15 protein-coding genes are annotated in these 17,258 nt (G+C 44.7%); 6 read left to right on the plus strand and 9 right to left on the minus strand.

Annotated features, from left to right (window positions below; translation table 11 throughout):
• Nucleotides 1-12: 12 nt before the first annotated feature.
• Nucleotides 13-1,470, minus strand: coding sequence for a TrkH family potassium uptake protein (locus tag JWH17_RS03360; protein WP_205221149.1), 1,458 nt, complete (start codon nt 1,468-1,470; stop codon nt 13-15).
• A 237-nt stretch (nt 1,471-1,707) separates the two neighbouring features.
• Between JWH17_RS03360 and mnmG the strand changes: the two genes are divergently transcribed.
• Nucleotides 1,708-3,591 carry a tRNA uridine-5-carboxymethylaminomethyl(34) synthesis enzyme MnmG gene (mnmG, locus tag JWH17_RS03365; protein ID WP_205221150.1) on the plus strand — a complete coding sequence of 628 codons (1,884 nt, stop codon included), beginning with the start codon at nt 1,708-1,710 and terminating at the stop codon, nt 3,589-3,591.
• Nucleotides 3,592-3,607: 16 nt separating this feature from the next.
• A complete protein-coding gene (gene lgt / locus JWH17_RS03370) occupies nt 3,608-4,426 on the plus strand; it encodes a prolipoprotein diacylglyceryl transferase (protein WP_205221151.1) in 819 nt (272 codons plus the stop codon).
• A gap of 10 nt (nt 4,427-4,436) precedes the next feature.
• Here the strand turns inward: lgt and JWH17_RS03375 are convergent, their stop codons facing one another.
• The 6 genes from JWH17_RS03375 to JWH17_RS03400 all read right to left on the minus strand — a co-directional run bounded on the left by JWH17_RS03375 (nt 4,437) and on the right by JWH17_RS03400 (nt 10,773).
• Nucleotides 4,437-4,715 (minus strand): HU family DNA-binding protein, encoded by a 279-nt coding sequence (locus JWH17_RS03375; RefSeq protein ID WP_205221152.1) that lies wholly within the window; start codon nt 4,713-4,715, stop codon nt 4,437-4,439.
• 223 nt (nt 4,716-4,938) lie between these two features.
• Nucleotides 4,939-5,607 carry a response regulator gene (locus JWH17_RS03380; RefSeq protein ID WP_205221153.1) on the minus strand — a complete coding sequence of 223 codons (669 nt, stop codon included), beginning with the start codon at nt 5,605-5,607 and terminating at the stop codon, nt 4,939-4,941.
• Nucleotides 5,607-7,052, minus strand: a complete 1,446-nt coding sequence (locus tag JWH17_RS03385; RefSeq protein WP_205221154.1) for an exodeoxyribonuclease III — start codon at nt 7,050-7,052, stop codon at nt 5,607-5,609. Before JWH17_RS03385 ends, JWH17_RS03380 begins: the two co-directional genes overlap by 1 nt.
• Before the next feature lie 205 nt (nt 7,053-7,257).
• Nucleotides 7,258-8,115 carry a CpsD/CapB family tyrosine-protein kinase gene (locus tag JWH17_RS03390; protein WP_205221155.1) on the minus strand — a complete coding sequence of 286 codons (858 nt, stop codon included), beginning with the start codon at nt 8,113-8,115 and terminating at the stop codon, nt 7,258-7,260.
• On the minus strand, nt 8,108-9,139 hold the full coding sequence (locus JWH17_RS03395; RefSeq protein WP_205221156.1) for an ExeA family protein: 1,032 nt from the start codon (nt 9,137-9,139) through the stop codon (nt 8,108-8,110). Before JWH17_RS03395 ends, JWH17_RS03390 begins: the two co-directional genes overlap by 8 nt.
• A 47-nt stretch (nt 9,140-9,186) precedes the next feature.
• Nucleotides 9,187-10,773 (minus strand): GumC family protein, encoded by a 1,587-nt coding sequence (locus tag JWH17_RS03400; RefSeq protein ID WP_205221157.1) that lies wholly within the window; start codon nt 10,771-10,773, stop codon nt 9,187-9,189.
• A 90-nt stretch (nt 10,774-10,863) separates the two neighbouring features.
• Between JWH17_RS03400 and JWH17_RS03405 the strand changes: the two genes are divergently transcribed.
• Nucleotides 10,864-11,529: a metallophosphoesterase family protein gene (locus tag JWH17_RS03405; protein WP_205221158.1), complete on the plus strand. Its 666-nt coding sequence runs from the start codon at nt 10,864-10,866 to the stop codon at nt 11,527-11,529.
• A gap of 40 nt (nt 11,530-11,569) precedes the next feature.
• Here JWH17_RS03405 and epmA read toward each other — a convergent pair whose 3' ends face one another.
• Together epmA and efp are read right to left on the minus strand one after the other, a co-directional pair.
• Nucleotides 11,570-12,490 carry an EF-P lysine aminoacylase EpmA gene (epmA, locus tag JWH17_RS03410; protein ID WP_205221159.1) on the minus strand — a complete coding sequence of 307 codons (921 nt, stop codon included), beginning with the start codon at nt 12,488-12,490 and terminating at the stop codon, nt 11,570-11,572.
• Nucleotides 12,491-12,493: 3 nt separating this feature from the next.
• Nucleotides 12,494-13,057, minus strand: coding sequence for an elongation factor P (efp, locus tag JWH17_RS03415; protein WP_205221160.1), 564 nt, complete (start codon nt 13,055-13,057; stop codon nt 12,494-12,496).
• Between the two features lie 185 nt (nt 13,058-13,242).
• Here efp and JWH17_RS03420 point away from each other — a divergent pair, with 185 nt between their 5' ends.
• The 3 genes from JWH17_RS03420 to mutS are packed head-to-tail and all read left to right on the plus strand — an operon-like array spanning nt 13,243 to nt 16,908.
• Complete coding sequence (locus tag JWH17_RS03420; protein WP_205221161.1) at nt 13,243-13,740, plus strand: metallophosphoesterase family protein; 498 nt, start codon at nt 13,243-13,245, stop codon at nt 13,738-13,740.
• Nucleotides 13,741-13,763: 23 nt separating this feature from the next.
• A complete protein-coding gene (locus JWH17_RS03425; RefSeq protein WP_232370863.1) occupies nt 13,764-14,231 on the plus strand; it encodes an HIT family protein in 468 nt (155 codons plus the stop codon).
• A gap of 7 nt (nt 14,232-14,238) precedes the next feature.
• Nucleotides 14,239-16,908: a DNA mismatch repair protein MutS gene (gene mutS / locus JWH17_RS03430; RefSeq protein ID WP_205221163.1), complete on the plus strand. Its 2,670-nt coding sequence runs from the start codon at nt 14,239-14,241 to the stop codon at nt 16,906-16,908.
• The last annotated feature ends 350 nt before the right edge of the window (nt 16,909-17,258 follow it).

A 17,258-nucleotide genomic window follows, 5' to 3' on the forward strand; every position in this document is an offset into this window, starting at 1 on the left:
TAGAAATGCCCTCTATTTCTTCCAAAATGACGGATAAAAAATAACCAAAGCGGAAAACATTTCCAATCGTCCAACCAGCATATTCCAGGACAGAAACCATTTGCTGGCATCAGATAAAAAAGCAAAATTTTCACTGGGACCGACAGCACCAAAGCCAGGGCCGATATTCATCAGAGCTGAAATAACTGCGCTCATAGCACTAATATAGTCAAGCTCCTCCAAAAGAGACATCAAGCATCCGCCCCCCAGAACCATAAAAATATTTACTATAAAATAGCACAAGGCTAGATCGACCACAGAAGAATCTACAGCCTTCTGATTCAGACGAATCGTAATCACAGAGCGGGGCTGAAAAAATATTTTGCGAATGGAATTGTACATGTATTTACAAATAATCACATAGTGCACCACCTTAATCCCACTTGTTGTAGAGCCGGCACAGGCGCCGACAAAACAGACGGCAAAAAGAAACATCTGCGCAGCTTGAGGCCACAGTTCATAATTTGTGGTCGTAAAACCTGTGGTCGTTAAAAGTGACATTACCTGAAAAGTGCCGAACCGAAATGCATCAGCGATCGTATTATAGGTGCCGTTTTTGAGCAGTATGAGTGATACCATTACCGAAAAGAAGAGAACCAGCACCACGTACCACTTGAATTCCGTATTCCTGTAAACAGCTTTCCACTCCCCTTGCAGCAACAGAAAAAAAAGAAGAAAAGTTGTCCCACCCAAAAACATGAACAGGATGGTTACCCAATCAAAATAAGCACTGTTATAGTGCCCAATACTTAAATTTTTGGGAGAATAACCAGAGGTGGAAATCGTCCCAAAAGCTGTGCAAAGGGCATCAAAAATCGACATATCGCCGGCCCACAATAAACCGGCCTGGAGAAAATTCAAACAAAGATAGATCCACCAGAGACTGATCATGGTGTCACGATTGCGCGGCTTGAACTTTTCTTTAGTGATGACTTGACCAGGGCTTGACTCCGCCCTGAACAAACGGAGGCCTCCCATTCCTTGGGGAAGTAAGATGACGGTTAGAGTAAGAAATCCCATCCCGCCGAGCAGATGGGTCTCACTGCGCCAGAACAATAAGCCATGGGGAACACACTCTATGTCGGTGAGCACTGTTGCTCCGGTGGTGGTATACCCGGATATCATCTCAAAATAGGCATCGGTAAATGAAGGTATTGAACCATGAAGCATAAATGGGAGGGCGGAAAAGGCAGAAACGATAAACCAACCAAAAACTGCAACAATAATCCCGTCCTTCATATTCAGTTCGTAATTTTTGCGACATAACCACCACGCAGGAAGCCCTAGAAAAAAAGTCACGGCAGCTGACACCACCAAGGGAATCAGATCCCCCTCTCCGTAATACAAAGAACAGAGAGCAGGGAACAGCATGGTGCTACCGGTCACCATGAGTAACAATCCAAACACGTGAATGATTGATGCAAAATGCATAACGAGAGGAAAGGTCCTTGTAAAAAAGTAGGCTCTACTATCAGCAAAGATGGTCACGGTAAAGAATAGCGGCTCCACTTTATACGCGCTAATTCTTCGTCAATTGATGCTTCCCATTGCAAAATGGAACTGTGCTCTCTATAATAAATGTTTTATTGCAGAGTCAATAGCTGATCACTTCGCTTCGCTATGCCGCAGTTTCAGTATACTCTTCATTCCTTCTACCCAGTTAATCATATGACAGATTTTGATATTGCCGTAATCGGTGCCGGTCACGCCGGTTGTGAGGCAGCTCTTGCTGCCGCCAGGATGGGGTGTCGCACCCTTGTGTGTGTTATTAATGTAGACACCATAGGTGCTATGTCCTGCAACCCTGCCATTGGAGGACTTGCCAAAGGTCACCTCGTTAAGGAGATCGATGCTCTTGGCGGAGAAATGGCAAAAAATATAGATGCAACCGGTATCCAATTTCGTCGACTTAACACCAGTAAAGGACCTGCCGTACGATCCTCGCGGGCCCAAGCCGATAGGCTGCTGTATCGACTGCGAATGAAGAATATTCTTGAAAACCAGGAGAATTTAGAAATAAGACAAACAGTAGTTGATGAAATTCTTGTAGAAAATGATCAAATTGTCGGCATCAGAACCTCTCTAGACGAACATCTCACCGTCAAGGCCGTGGTTGTCACCACCGGAACCTTTCTCAACGGGCTTATTCATGTTGGCCTGAAACATTTCCCGGCAGGAAGAATGGGTGATGTTCCATCGCTGAAACTTGCAGAGTGGTTCAAGGCATATGGCTTCACGGTGGGTAGGATGAAAACAGGGACAACGCCCCGTATCGATGGCAACACCATTGACTATTCACAACTGGAGGCACAGTATTCTGATGAGCCGCCAAATCTATTCTCTTTTTCCTCTTCCGGGGCACCTCCGCTTGAACAACGTCCATGCTATATTACCTACACCAATCAAAGGACTCATCAAATAATCGGCGACTCCATAGACCAGTCACCATTGTTTGCAGGTATCATAGAAGGGGTTGGCGCTCGTTACTGCCCTTCCATTGAGGACAAAGTAATGCGTTTTCCCGAAAAAAACAGACACCAAATTTTCCTTGAGCCGGAAGGGCTTGACACTGTAGAGGTGTATCCTAACGGAATTCCGACCAGTCTGCCATTGAGCACTCAGATTGACATGATCCACTCAATACCAGGCATGGAAAATGCTTGTATTATACGCCCAGGGTATGCCATTGAGTACGACTATGTTGATCCACGGGAGCTTAAACCGTCCTTGGAAACTAAAAAAATCCAGGGGCTCTTTCTGGCAGGCCAGATAAACGGCACCTCCGGCTATGAAGAAGCTGCGGGACAGGGATTGATCGCTGCAATCAACAGTGTCAAATTTGTTCGCAATCAGGAGCCATTAGTGCTCGACCGCTCACAAGCGTACCTCGGCGTACTGATAGATGATCTGGTTACTCTGGGTACCAAGGAACCCTACCGCCTCTTCACCTCCAGAGCTGAATATCGGTTGCTCCTCCGCGAAGACAATGCCGATAGAAGGCTGAGGGAAATCGGCTATAATCTTGGCCTGGTAGACCAAGACACATGGGAGTCTTTTCTTGCCAAAAAGAAAAGTATAAATGAAGCAGTCAATGCGCTGCATGAGACCAGGATAAAGCCGTCAGCAGAGGTTAATCACTTTCTACAAGAGTTTAACTCTACGCCTTTAAGCCAGGCATTATCCATGGGAGACCTTCTTCGCCGACCGGAAATCAAACTTGCCGACCTCACCCGGCTGGTCTCAGAAACTGAGGTGGGCTTACCAGCGGCACTTGAGGGCCTGAAGTTTGTAGAGGAAGTAGAGCTCCAGGTCAAATACGCCGGCTATATCAAACGTCAGGAAGAACAGGTCCACAGATTCAAAAAGCTTGAACAAATGGCCTTACCGGAAAAAATGATATACAAAGGACTCCCCGGACTCTCCAATGAAGTCGTTGAAAAGCTAACCAAAGTTCAACCGCAATCACTTGGACAGGCTTCGCGTATCTCGGGAGTAACACCTGCTGCGGTATCAGTTCTCCAGGTCTATCTGAAGCAGAAAGGACTCCTCTAACCTGAGAATTGTTTGCATGCTCTCCTATCCTCAGCTAGACCCAATCATTTTTTCCGTCGGCCCATTGTCAGTTCGCTGGTACGGCTTGATGTACGTAATTGGGTTTGTCGCCGCATACCTGCTGGTTGCCTACCAAGCCAAAAGATTTGGCTGGCACAAGTTAACAAACCATCTGGACAATCTTAACCTCTCCCTCATTATTGGGGTTATTATCGGGGGCAGATTGGGATATGTTTGCTTTTACAACCCAACGTATTATCTTCAAAATCCTTTGGATATGTTCGCCATATGGCACGGGGGGATGTCGTTTCACGGCGGCTGCACGGGTGCACTGACAGCAGGGGTTATTTACTGTTCCCGCAATGGGCTCCAATTCTGGAAAGCAGCAGATCTTTACGTTGTTACGGTGCCGATTGGTCTTTTTTTCGGTCGCTTAGGTAATTTTATAAACGGAGAACTCTATGGTCGAGCCACAACAGTTGGCTGGGGCATGATCTTTCCCGGTGGGGGGCCGCTGCCGCGCCATCCTTCACAACTCTATGAAGCTTTTTTGGAGGGAATTGTTTTATTCGCTATCCTGTGGAGCATAAAAGGCAAACCATGGACTAAGCATCCGAAAACATTGTGGCCCCATGGATCTCTGTTGGCTCTTTTTTTGATTTGCTACAGTGTATTTCGTTTTATTGTGGAATATTTTCGTGAACCTGACCCACAGTTAGGATTGCTGCTTGCTGGTTTTTCTATGGGTCAGGTGCTCAGCTGTTTCATGAGCGCGATTGGGATAGGTATTTGGTATTGGCGAAGTATAGTCTCAACGGGCAGCAAGCTGCCGTAGGCGCGAGTGCTTAATACTCGCCAAGCTTTCGTGAAAGATGTTTTCCTGGTCTGAACCTGACCGCCTTACGTGAAGGGATTGGGACGACTTCGCCTGTTTTCGGATTTCTCCCAGTGCGAGGGGCGCGATCAACAACGCTAAAGCTACCAAATCCAGCCAATGTAACTCGCTCACCACCTTCCATGGCGCTCGACATCATAGTTAACATTCCGTTCAGGCCTCGTTCTGCTGCGGCTTTACTGATCCGTGCTGAACTGGCTATGGTTTCGATGAGATCACTTTTATTCATTCTTCCCCCTTCTTCTCTTTGGATAGTAATCAAAGGCATTAAAAATGCGATCTTTCCATTTTTTTATTTGATTAACTAAAACGCAGCAGAAGTAAAAAAACAATTGGGGGAACTACTGACCGGCATTAGGTATTTTTACCTAAAAGACCAAAAAATAATATAAAAGAAGGGAAGTTAAGAGAAATGGAATAACCTAAAAAAAAAACACGTTGCCTATCTTTTTTTAGACATCTTCTAAAAATAAATTATTTCGAACAACATAATTAACCAAGTCGACCGTGTTTTTCATGTTGAATTTTTTGATAAGACTTGCCCTGTGATGATCGACGGTACGTGGGCTTAAGGTTAACAAGGCGGCAATTTTCTTACTCGTATATCCCTTGACAACCAATTGCAGCACCTGTTTTTCACGCGGTGACAAAGTAACCATCGGTACACTTGCCTGTTCTCTAAAGGCACCGATCATATCCCCGGATATTGCCTCCTGCAATTGCGGAGAAACATAGGTTTTCCCTTTTTTTATTCTCTCTATGGCTTTTATCAGCTCAGCGTCGGAGTCTTCTTTGATCAGGTAACCATGCACCCCGGCAGCTATGGAATGGTAAAAGTATTGATTATCTCCATGCATGGTAACAATCAAAACTTTGATATCAGGATAACGTTGTTTTATCTTTCCGACAGCCTCGATCCCGTTCATATCAGGCATTGAAATATCAAGAATAACCATGTCAGGATTATGCTCTTTGAGCAATTCGAGCAATTCAATGCCGTTTGCAGCTTCCGCAACTACACTCATCCCATCATTATCAGCAATAATACTTTTTATACCTTGTCGAATGAGACTATGGTCGTCTGCTATGATTATTCTATAGTTTTCTTTTTCAGTGTCCATTATTGATACTGTATGCTTACGGGACAATGATCAGACCCCATTATATCATCATGGATGGCAGCTGCAACAAGCCGACGCCGACTACCGGGATCAAGCAAAAAATAATCAATCCGCCACCCTATATTTTTAGCACGAGCATTAAAACGATAGCTCCACCATGTATAGTTTCCCGGTTCATGGTTAAATTCTCTGAAAGTATCGATGTAACCCGCTCCAATAACCTCATCCATCCATGCTCGTTCATGAGGGGAAAACCCAGGATTCTGCATATTAGATTGTGGATTTGCCAAGTCCATAGGTTTATGAGCTACATTCAAATCCCCACACAGAACCACCGATTTACTCAACTGCAGATCATGTATAAATGAAAAAAGGGCTTGGTTAAATTGCAGTTTATAGTCAATTCGTTTGAGAGCCGGTTGGGCGTTGGGGAAATAAGCATTAATAAAATAAAAATCATCATACTCCAAAGCAATAACTCTACCCTCTTCATCAAATTCTTTTTTACCCAAACCATACAGGACATTAAGAGGCTCTTTTTTAGAAAATACGGCTGTTCCCGAATACCCCTTCCTTTGAGCCGGATTCCAGTAGATATGATAGCCCGCTATGTTGCGCACCGATTCGGGTAACTGTTCAGGCATGGCTTTTATTTCCTGGACAGCAAAAATATCAGCATCAAAGGTATGGAAAATTTCCATGAATTCTTTGTTCAATGCTGCCCGTAGGCCATTGACATTCCAGGACACAAAACACAACCCTTTGTCGGATTTTTTCCGCTCAATCTGTTTTCGCTGTCGGGGAGTCACTCCTATCTTTGGACAAAGTGCCTCCAAAACGCACTGATCACAGTGTGGTCGTTGTGGTTTGCAAAGTCCCTGGCCAAAAGCAACAAGAAGAGAATTAATATCAAGCCAATACTGTTGAGGTAACTTCCTCCGCAATTCCATTTCGGTCTGTAATGGCGTTTTAGTAGTAACATACCCCCAAATATTCATTATCCGATGAACGTGGGTATCAACGCAAATTGCAGGCTTTTTAAAGGCAACAGCCACCACCAAATTTGCCGTTTTCCTCCCTACACCAGGCAGACGCAGTAACTCTTCCACACTTTGCGGCACTTCCCCTTTAAACTCATTTTCCAGTACTTGAGGCAGAGCATGCAGATATTTAGCTTTATTTCTATAAAAGCCAACAGGGTATATTATTTTTTCCAATTGAGAGACAGACAGACCGGCTAACTGCTCGAGTGTTTCAGCCTTGGCAAATAACCGTTGCGCGGCTACGGCCGTCACCTCATCTTTTGTACGTGCTGAGAGAATGGTGGCAACCAAAACCTTAAAAGGATCTTTGGTTTGCACGGCGATGAGATCGACTACAGGGACCTGGTAGTTAACAACCTCCTTTTTCAGAAGGGAAACAGCTTGATCAATATTTATAGCCACAGCACTTTATAATGTGAGAAAGAATGAAATACATAGCAGTTCTAGACACCATAGACTGATGTACACTAGTACACTAGCATAACAAGGAATAAAAGAGCAATCGGTTAACGGTGGGAATCAAAAGAAGAGAGCACTATTGGAGGAGTATAGGTTAGCTGCTAATATGCAAAATATGACACGTAATCGTACAACAACTTGGCACAATCTATTTTTCTTGATAATAGTAGCCGGCCTTATAATCCTGGTAACCAAAAATTTTAGTGTCCAGCACGTTTGTCTGGTGTGCATTGAACACGACGCTAATAATTTTATCTCTGCCTATTGTATCAGCCAGCGCCTTTACGTGCTCTCGCCGGGATTTACCTTGCCGAATAACAAGAATAACCCCATCAACATGTTGAGCCAGCACAGCGGTTTCAGCTGCAGCGTGGAGCGGCGGGCTATCCAACAGAACAAATCGATCATCGTAGCGCTCTTTCATCTCATTAACGAGCTTGATCATAGAATCAGAACCAGATAATTCCGCAGGATTAACCGGAGGTGGACCTGCTGGTAGAATAGAAAGCTTATCAACACCTGATTTTATGATCAATTCCTCTGCAGCGATATTCTGTTGAAGATGATTGACCAACCCGCGTTCATTGGAGACCCCAAACATCTGATGCTGAGAAGGACGTCGCAAGTCACAGTCCACCAGTATACAATAATCATCCACCCCTTGAGCCAGTGAAATCCCAAGGTTTGCACAAATAAAACTTTTCCCCTCCCCCGGCGATGCACTTGTTATTAACAAAGTACGTGGAGTGTTGCCAATAACCGGATATAAAATTCGGGTTCGCAGAGTACGAATACTTTCCGCCACTGCTCCTGTGGTTGCAGTGGCCAAGACCAGTCGCTCGTCCCATGGGGCGTTTGGTATTGCTTGTTCTTCAGCCTGCAACAAACCAAACTCTTCTCTTTTTTTGTCGGTCAGTTGCGAAGAAAACTCACCAGAATACTCACAGCCAGATGAAGGTCGTTCAGATACTGCCGTTTTACGCAAAACTTTGGAAAACTTACCCACTTTGCCCTCCGAAAAAACTTTCAAATATCGTTCGCAGCCATTGCTGCACAGGGGCAGGAAGAACCTTTTCCATCAGTGTCCCCCCTGAAGAATGCGGCAGAAAAGCCAATAATAACAACAGGCTCAAGCTTGCCAAAAATATACCAATACTGATCAACAACGCTCTTCTATAATCACGATCTTTTCCTATTGATTGCCCAACTGGCAATGGATTTTCCTCTCCAGGAAAATGTAAATCCTCTACACACTCTTGAATCAGATCTGCATTAATCACCGGTCGGTCTTCTGCAAAACCAGTCAACAGAGCATGATCACAAACAATATTAATCAAGCGAGGAGTACCTTTACTGACTCTATGAATCTGCTCAATGGCTTCATCGGTGAATATATGTAAATGTCGGGCCCCTGCATGCCGCAACCTGAAAAGAATATATTGTTTAGTTTCATTCAACCCAAAAGGTTTAAGGTCAAATCGAATCCCTATACGCTGCCGGAGGGGAAGTAAACGATCATCGCTCATTAATGCGTTTAGTTCAGGTTGTCCGACCAGAAAAATAGATAGAACATCCTGCCCCTTGACATCGAGGTTCGACAACAACCGTATTTCTTCCAAAAGATCAATAGGCAGAACGTGGGCCTCGTCAACAATCAACAAAATACGCTCACCAGCAGCATAGGCATTTTTCAGCATTTCATCAAAGGCAATAAGAAACATTGCCTTGTTACCGTCCCAAGGCAGATGAAGCTTCGCTGCCAGGTAGGAAAAAAATTCATCCCGATACAGAAGCGGATTATTCAGCAGACAAAGCTTTACGTCTGTGCCAAGGGATTCCACCAAGGCTTCGAGTAGGGTAGTCTTCCCAAGACCTACATTGGCTGTTAAAACAAGAAAGCCCTTTTTCCCCAAAACCCCATACTTCAGAATGGCGAGTGCTTCCTGGTGGGCTTCACTCCGGAACACGACCTTGGAATCCGGTGTGAGTTTAAATGGTTTTTTGGTAAGCCCGTAATACGCCTTATACATTAAAGAACTGTCCTCGATAAATTGATTGAGATACGTTCAAGCGAACGTCATAATATCACAATACCACGGCTCCATAAGTAATAAAGAGCTGCAGTTATTATGGCCAGTCCTGTTATAAAATAGAGAATAAAACCTATACTCTTCAAACGGGAGAGCTTTTTTTCCTTTGGCAGTGGCAAATACGGGACAGAGCAGGCGACCGACACGCCTAAATACTCTTCAATCTCCAGGGGGTCTTTAAAGGAGGTGTCCAACAGATCCAAGCCCAGCGCCAGCCCCCCCCCGAGAGCACAACCCAGCCCGATGGCCAGTACCATAATTTTCAAAAAAACAGGTTTTACCGGTTTTTGTGGTAAACGGGCAGGATCCATTATCTTGAACTGACTTCCCTGCTGTTTTTTCTCAAGGTTCTGAACTGAAGACGCTTGAAGATTCTGCGACACTAAAAAATCATAATGACTCTTAAACTGGTTATAATCACGGGTCAATGCAGACCATTCAGCCTCCCTGACCGGTGCGGCTGCGATCCATTCCTCGAGTTTCTGTATTTGTGAACGTAACTCTTTTTCGTCCACTCGCAACACAACAAGATTACGTTCAAGGTCTCTTTGCTGAATGGCAGCAGCCTGCAAAACCGGATCTCGACTCATTAAGGAACGATTAGTCGAAGGACGACTTCCTTCTTTTTCCTCAGTCCCAACATTGTCATTCGCACTTAATTGAGTTTCCAAGGCAGCAATACTTTTACGAATACGTTTTACTTCCGGGTGTGTTTCCTTGTATTTGACAAGCAATGTATCCAGATAGGCGTGCATCTGTGCCAATTTCTGGTAAGGATCTCCACCGGGCACATCCTTACCTTCCGTAGTCGAAGCAACCATGTTGGAACTGGCATTTTGCAGCAATTGCCGCCTTTGCCCGATCTGCTCTTTAAGGACAAGTTTGGTTCGCTCCAGCTCCTGAATGTTATCCTGCACTCCCTGCAGTTTCACCTGCAGAGTATTCGCCCGGGCGACATTGATTTGACGTTGCTCAGGAAGCTCATTGTAATATTTAAGTTTATAATCGCGCATGGCCTGTTCTTTTTTATCCAGACTTTGCTTAGATAACTGCAGTTCATTAGCGATATAGCTTGATGTTTCAGAGGCTCTTTCTTCTCTATATTTTAAGTTTTCTTCGATAAACTTAGATGCAAGGGCATTGGTGACTCTAAGCACCTTTTTCGGATCATTCCCGGAAAAAGTTACCTGGAAAATGTCGCCTTTGGTGGGTGATATTTTTATAACTTTACGCATCGCCTCTATGACATCCTCAATCGGCAATTTTTCGCGCATTTCCGGGTAAAGATTAAAATCCTTGATGATTTTTTCCAGACTGCTCCTGCTGGTTACCTGCTGCATTAAGGTACTGACAATTTCCCGCACCCTGTCCTTGATGTCCGGCGACATTTTTGACGGATTGACCGCTTTTTTTTCATAAATCAACAGTGAAGTTGCCTGGTAGACCTTGGGCATTTTATAGTATGTGGCCAATCCACCAAGCACAGCGACAAAGACAAGAGTGACAATCAGTGCTTTTCGCGCAAGAATGATATCAAAATATTTTTTTACCAGTTGCTGCGTTTTCTCGTTCATAGTCTAGAGCTAGTGCTTATAATAATTCATTATCTTTAAATAAAAAAATTGTCTTTGCAACAATTGCCATCTTCAACCAATTGGATTTACATGGACCACACTGTAGTTATCGGCGACATACATGGTTGTCTTGACTCACTCAACAACCTACTGGACTTAGTCCTCCCCAATGCAGACACCTTAATATTTCTTGGCGATTACGTGGATCGTGGGCCAGACTCATACGGTGTAGTTGAAAGGCTCCTGGCCCTGCAAGCAGATCATCCACGACTCATTACCTTAAAAGGCAATCACGATTTCATGTTCCAGCAATATTTTGATGGTAAGGAGAGTAGTCTTTTTTTACGGGTTGGTGGCAAAGAGACACTTACCAGCTATGGCATCCCGCCCGAAGCTTCTGCAGCTCTAGCATCAATCCCAGCTGCACATATCCATTTTTTCCGTGAACTCCCATTATTCTTTGAAAACCAGCACGCCATTTATGTCCACGCCGGGCTGGAGCCTGAGTGCCATCTCAGTCTTCAGAGTCCTCAGTGGTGTTTATGGGCCAGAGAAAAATTTCTTAACTCTTCTTTCCAGCTTGGCAAGCCGATTATCTTTGGCCACACAGTGTTCCCGCGTCCTTATATTGCAAAGGATAAAATAGGGATAGATACCGGGGCGGTTTATGGTGGACAACTCACAGCACTTATTCTTCCAGACATGGAGTATATCAGTGTTCCTGGAGAACTGAACAAACCCTATATCGCTCCTTAGTGTCTTATGGTATATGATAGATAAAGAAAAAACAATGTGGCTATTGCATAATTCGGACATCGATCGGTAAAATTTCAGTCAACTTTTCTTTTCCCAGTAACAACATCATCACGCGATCAACTCCCAAGGCAATGCCGGCTGTATCACCTAGCCTCTCCAGTGCTTGAAGAAACTGCTCCGGCATTCGCACATCTCGGTCTAGTTGCCGAATCGCTCCCATTTCTTGAACAAAACGCTCTCGTTGAACAGCCGCGTCTACCAACTCTGAGAATCCGTTGGCTAATTCGAGCCCGCCTATGTACAACTCAAATCGTTCTGCCAGGTCCGGGCTGTCATCTTTTACTTTAGCCAACGAGGCTAACTGAACAGGGTAATCATACAAAAAGACTGGTCGCTCCCAGCCGAGGTGTGGTTCAATCTCTTCAACCAAAATTTCTTCAAACCGGTCTTTTGCAATGGCCTCATCTGCAGTGATGTCAGCAAAATGTACAAAAGCGTCCCGTAGCGATAACCGGCTCCATGGTTTTCCAAGAGATATGGTCCTCCCTTTATAAACGATGTCTCCTTTGGCGTTAAGTCCATTTAACCCTGATACCCTGCTAGCTAGAATGTTGAACAGATCTTCACATTCCGACATTAAGTCGGTGTAATCCCACCCACGATGATACCATTCGAGCATGGTAAACTCGGTTTGATGGTAACACCCACTCTCCTCCTTACGAAAACAGTGACAAAGCTGAAAAATCTGTTCACAACCACCGGCCAGCAACATTTTCATGCAAAGCTCCGGGGAAGTTTGCAAAAACCAACCATCACTTGTAAACGGTTGAATATGGGCCTCAGGAAGAAGGACAGGCAAACGGATGGGAGTATCGACTTCTATATAATCGCGATTGAAAAAAAAAGATCGAATAGCCTGCAGCAGCATCGAGCGCTGGCGCAGGCTATGTGGAGTAGACATGCATTATTCCTTGACTCTGGTCATATAGGTTCCGGTTCGGGTGTCTATCTGAATTTTATCACCCTGCTCGACAAAGGGAGGCACCTGTAGTTGAAAACCTGTCTCCACAGTGACGGGCTTTGTGTCGGTTCCAGAAGTATCACCTTTTACCCAAGGATCAGCAACGGTTACTTCCAAGTTGACAAAGGTCGGTAAACTTACATCAATGGGCCGTTCTCCAAAAAAAAGAACCTGGACTTCCATGTTATCAACCAAGTAATTAAGATTATCGCCCAGTTGTTCTTCAGATAAAAATATCTGTTCATAAGAAGTGGTGTCCATGAAATGGTACTCGCCATCCTGAGCATAAAGGAACTGCATTGTCCGTTCTTCCAGGTCAGGCTTCTCAAACTTATCATTGGAGCGATAGGTATTGGAAAATTGATTACCGCTTATCATGTTGCGCATTTTAGTGCGGTAAAGTGCCTGCCCCTTTCCCGGTTTAGAAAATTGAAAATCTGTAATAATATAGGGCTCACCATCAATCTGAATCTTCAGTCCTTTACGCAAATCCGAGGCTGAATACATTGTTATTATCCTTTTATTCATTATTAATTGTTCGGTACGAAAAAAAAACTATGCATATTATATCCCTGATACCTTATCGGTACCCTGTATAAAATACAGTTTCTTTTCCCTCTTATCTTGTTTTCACGGGCTATCTTTAATACATTTACCCCGACACGACAAATGAATATCTTACACGGCACACTATGACTCTTCGAGCTGGGGTACTTTCTGATACCCATCTAATCCGTCCTGACAGCCGTTTTAAAAGGCAAATCAGGCATTGTTTTCACGACTGTGATATTATCATCCATGCAGGCGACATAACAGAACCGACTATACTGGAAGCATTTGGGAATAAATCAGTGTATGCGGTGCATGGCAACATGTGCAGCGCCAAACTGCACAGGCAGTTGCCTGAAGCCACCACCTTTTCTTTCGGGAACTTCACCATCGGGCTCACCCATGGTGCCAGGCTTGGATATGACATAGAAGAACACTTGTGGGACCTCTTTCCCGAAGTAGACTGTATGATTTATGGCCACACCCATAGGCCTGCCTACCACAAAATCGGCCAGGTACTCATCATCAATCCAGGTAGTTTTCAGGCGACGAGCCGTTATGGGGCACCAGGGACCTATGCCATTCTTGAGGCTGGAGAAACCTTGGTGGGAACAATTCTTGAAATTCCTCCAAGCCGATGAAAACCCTTTGGACACCATGGCGGATGGAACATGTTTTGGGTAAAACGCCCAAGACCCAAGGATGTATCTTTGATCCACCTGGCACTGCTACCCACGACAAACACAGCTTGCTTCTTTACCGAGACCAGTGGACGGTTGTCCTCCTCAATCGCTTCCCCTACGCCAACGGCCATCTACTTGTCGCCCCCATCCGCCACCTTGCCGATCTACCAGAACTCAGTCTACAGGAACAGGGAAAGTTAATGCACATGGTTACTCAATGCTGCACCATTCTCAGAGCTACCTTTGCTCCTGACGGCCTGAATGTCGGACTTAATCTAGGCCAAACTGCAGGTGCAGGCATTGCTGATCATCTTCACTTTCATATCGTTCCCCGCTGGGATGGTGATCATAATTTTATGACCGTCTGTGCTGAGATCCGGACCATTCCTCAACATATTGACAACACCTTTGACACACTTCTCCCCCATTTCTTGAAAATGCAGGTTTAACACCATCATGACCACCAACGTAAAAATCACCCCAATGCTCCGCCAATACCTGGAAATTAAAGAAGCATACGATGACGCCATCCTTTTTTACAGGATGGGTGATTTTTATGAAATGTTCTTTGACGATGCAGTCACAGCTTCCAAGATTCTTGGTATTACCCTTACCTCAAGAAGCCATAAAGACGAAGCCAACAAAGTACCTATGTGCGGTATTCCTTTTCATGCCCTGACAGGTTATCTCGGCAAAATGATAAAATCGGGACACCGAGTAGCTATCTGCGAACAGGTTGAAGACCCGAAACAAACCAAGGGGATTGTTAAAAGAGAAGTGGTCCGTGTTGTTTCACCTGGTGTCACAACAGATGAACAAATTCTTGATGAAAAAACAAATTGCTATGTCTGCGCCTTAACCACCCCAAAGAAACAGGGAGGAAAACACATCGTCGGCCTGAGCTTTCTTGATGCTTCCACAGGCGAATTCCTTGTCACAGAACTTCCTTTCAATGCTGATGATGCAACGGAACTTATCGACATCATGACCCGCATTAGCCCGGCGGAGTTACTCCTCAATGAAAAAGAAAGTGAACTCCAGCAAGCTCTTGCCAAAGTGGTTGGAGAGGCCCTCGGTGATATCTGCATGACTCTTCGTCCTGACTTCCACTTTATAAAAGATACCGCCCAGACAACTTTACTCGAACATTTTCACACCACCAACCTTGCAGGCTTTGGATGTGAAAACTTCTCATATGGTATCTGCGCTGCCGGAGCTCTCCTTAACTACATCCAAGACACCCAAAAATCTGCGCTTAATCACATTCAGCAAATCAAACCGCTCAACCAATCCGGCTTCTTAACCATTGATGACTCCTCCCGCCGCAACCTGGAACTTACGGAAACCATTGTTGGCGGTAAACGTGAAGGTTCCCTGCTGGCAGTCCTGGACTTTACAGCTACACCGATGGGGGCGAGACTGCTCAGAAAACGCCTCCTTTTTCCACTGCAGGATAAAGCCTCTATTGAACGCCGACTTGATGCAGTTGAAGAACTTATTGAATCGCCGGATTCAAGAAAAAACCTGCAACAGTGTCTTTCCTCAGTCTATGACCTGGAACGTCTCTGCAGCCGGCTGGTCCTTGGCCAAGGCAATGCCAGGGACATGGCTGCATTAAAAATTTCCCTAGCTCAATTACCCCTGCTACGACAATCAATTCAAACCTGCTCCTCCCTCCTCTTCAACAACATTCACAGCCAGTTGGACGAACTTGCCGAGCTACACGATCTCATTGACAGCAGCATTCGCGATGATGCTCCCATAAGTCTTCGAGAAGGGCGACTTATTAAAGAAGGTTATGATGCCGACCTGGATGAGCTGCTTATCCTCTTACGAGATGATAAACAACTCATCCTCAACCTTGAAGCACAGGAAAGAGAAAGAAGCGGTATTTCTAAATTGAAAGTTGGTTACAACAAAGTCTTCGGTTATTTTTTTGAAATAACCCGAAGCCAGGCGGGAACAGTGCCGGATAACTTTATCCGTAAACAAACTCTTGTCAATGCAGAACGCTTCATCACGCCTGAACTGAAAGAACTTGAAAATTCTATTGCCACAGCCCAAGAAAAAAGACTTGAGCTTGAATACCAGCTGTTTTCCAATATCAGGCAATCCATAGCAGATCAAAGTAAAAAGATTCTCGATGTCGCCTATCAAGTGGCCAGAATAGACTTTCTGTTCAGCCTTTCTACAGCGGCGGTTAAATATCGATACCGTAAACCGTCGATAAACGATGCCCAACAAATATATATCGAGGAAGGCAGACATCCTGTTATTGAACGAGCACTGGAAGCAGGCCGTTTTGTACCCAATGATGTAGAGCTTAACGACCAACAACAACTTATTATTATTACCGGTCCCAATATGGCTGGAAAATCAACGGTCCTCAGGCAGACCGCCCTTATAACGCTGATGACCCATGCCGGCAGCTTTGTCCCGGCCCGTTCAGCAAGCATTTGCATTGTTGACCGTATTTTCACAAGGGTTGGCGCTATGGATGATCTTCGCCGGGGACAATCGACTTTTATGGTCGAAATGAACGAAACAGCAAACATCCTTAATAATGCCACCAAAAACAGCCTGGTGATTCTTGATGAAATCGGCAGAGGGACTTCCACTTATGACGGACTAGCTATTGCATGGGCCGTTGCTGAAGCACTGGTCAATAAAGATAATTCAGGTATAAAGACACTCTTTGCTACCCATTATCATGAACTAACAGATCTCGCTTCATCTCACCAGCGTGTACAAAACTATTCTATTGCCGTCCGCGAGTGGAATGATACCATCATTTTCCTCCATAAACTGGTAAAAGGTGCAACCAACAGGAGCTACGGAATACAGGTAGCATCACTCGCCGGCGTTCCTGAAAAAGTAACCCAACGCGCTTATGCCATACTTGCGGAAATAGAACGTGGAGAGATGCACCACCAAGGAAAGATTAATCAGAATCCGGGTAAACAGGTGTTACAAAAAAAACAACAACCAGCACAACTTCAGCTTTTTCCTAAGGCGCAAAGTCCTTTACTGACCTTACTCACCAAAACAAATCCAGACAGCCTCAGCCCACGGCAAGCCCTTGACTTACTCTATGAAATGAAAGAACTTCTTCCGAGTGAAAGTTAGAGTTTAAGGCTCTTTCTTGCCGGTTGCTAAAAAAACAAAACCACGTTAACGGCCAATAGAGAAAGGGTAGTAACCAGAAAAAGTACAAATTCTTTTACTGCTTCATTTAAATACTGTATATTTAGCCTAGCTCGAATTTCTCATGAGCATTTTGTCATTTTTAGAAAAAATTAGTGGTTTCAGATTGATGCTATTTACAACCTATCAGATATAAAATTAACAAAATGCTCACCAAAGGTCAGTCCATGCGGTACCATCTTCTTCAGTATTTTGGGTGTAAATATAGCCTACTATGATTTACTCCCAAAAACTTTGAACCTGACACCGCCTGAACTGATGAGAAATTCGGG

The sequence above is a fragment of the Desulfogranum marinum genome, from assembly GCF_016918565.1.
Classification (GTDB): Bacteria; Desulfobacterota; Desulfobulbia; order Desulfobulbales; family Desulfobulbaceae; genus Desulfogranum; species Desulfogranum marinum.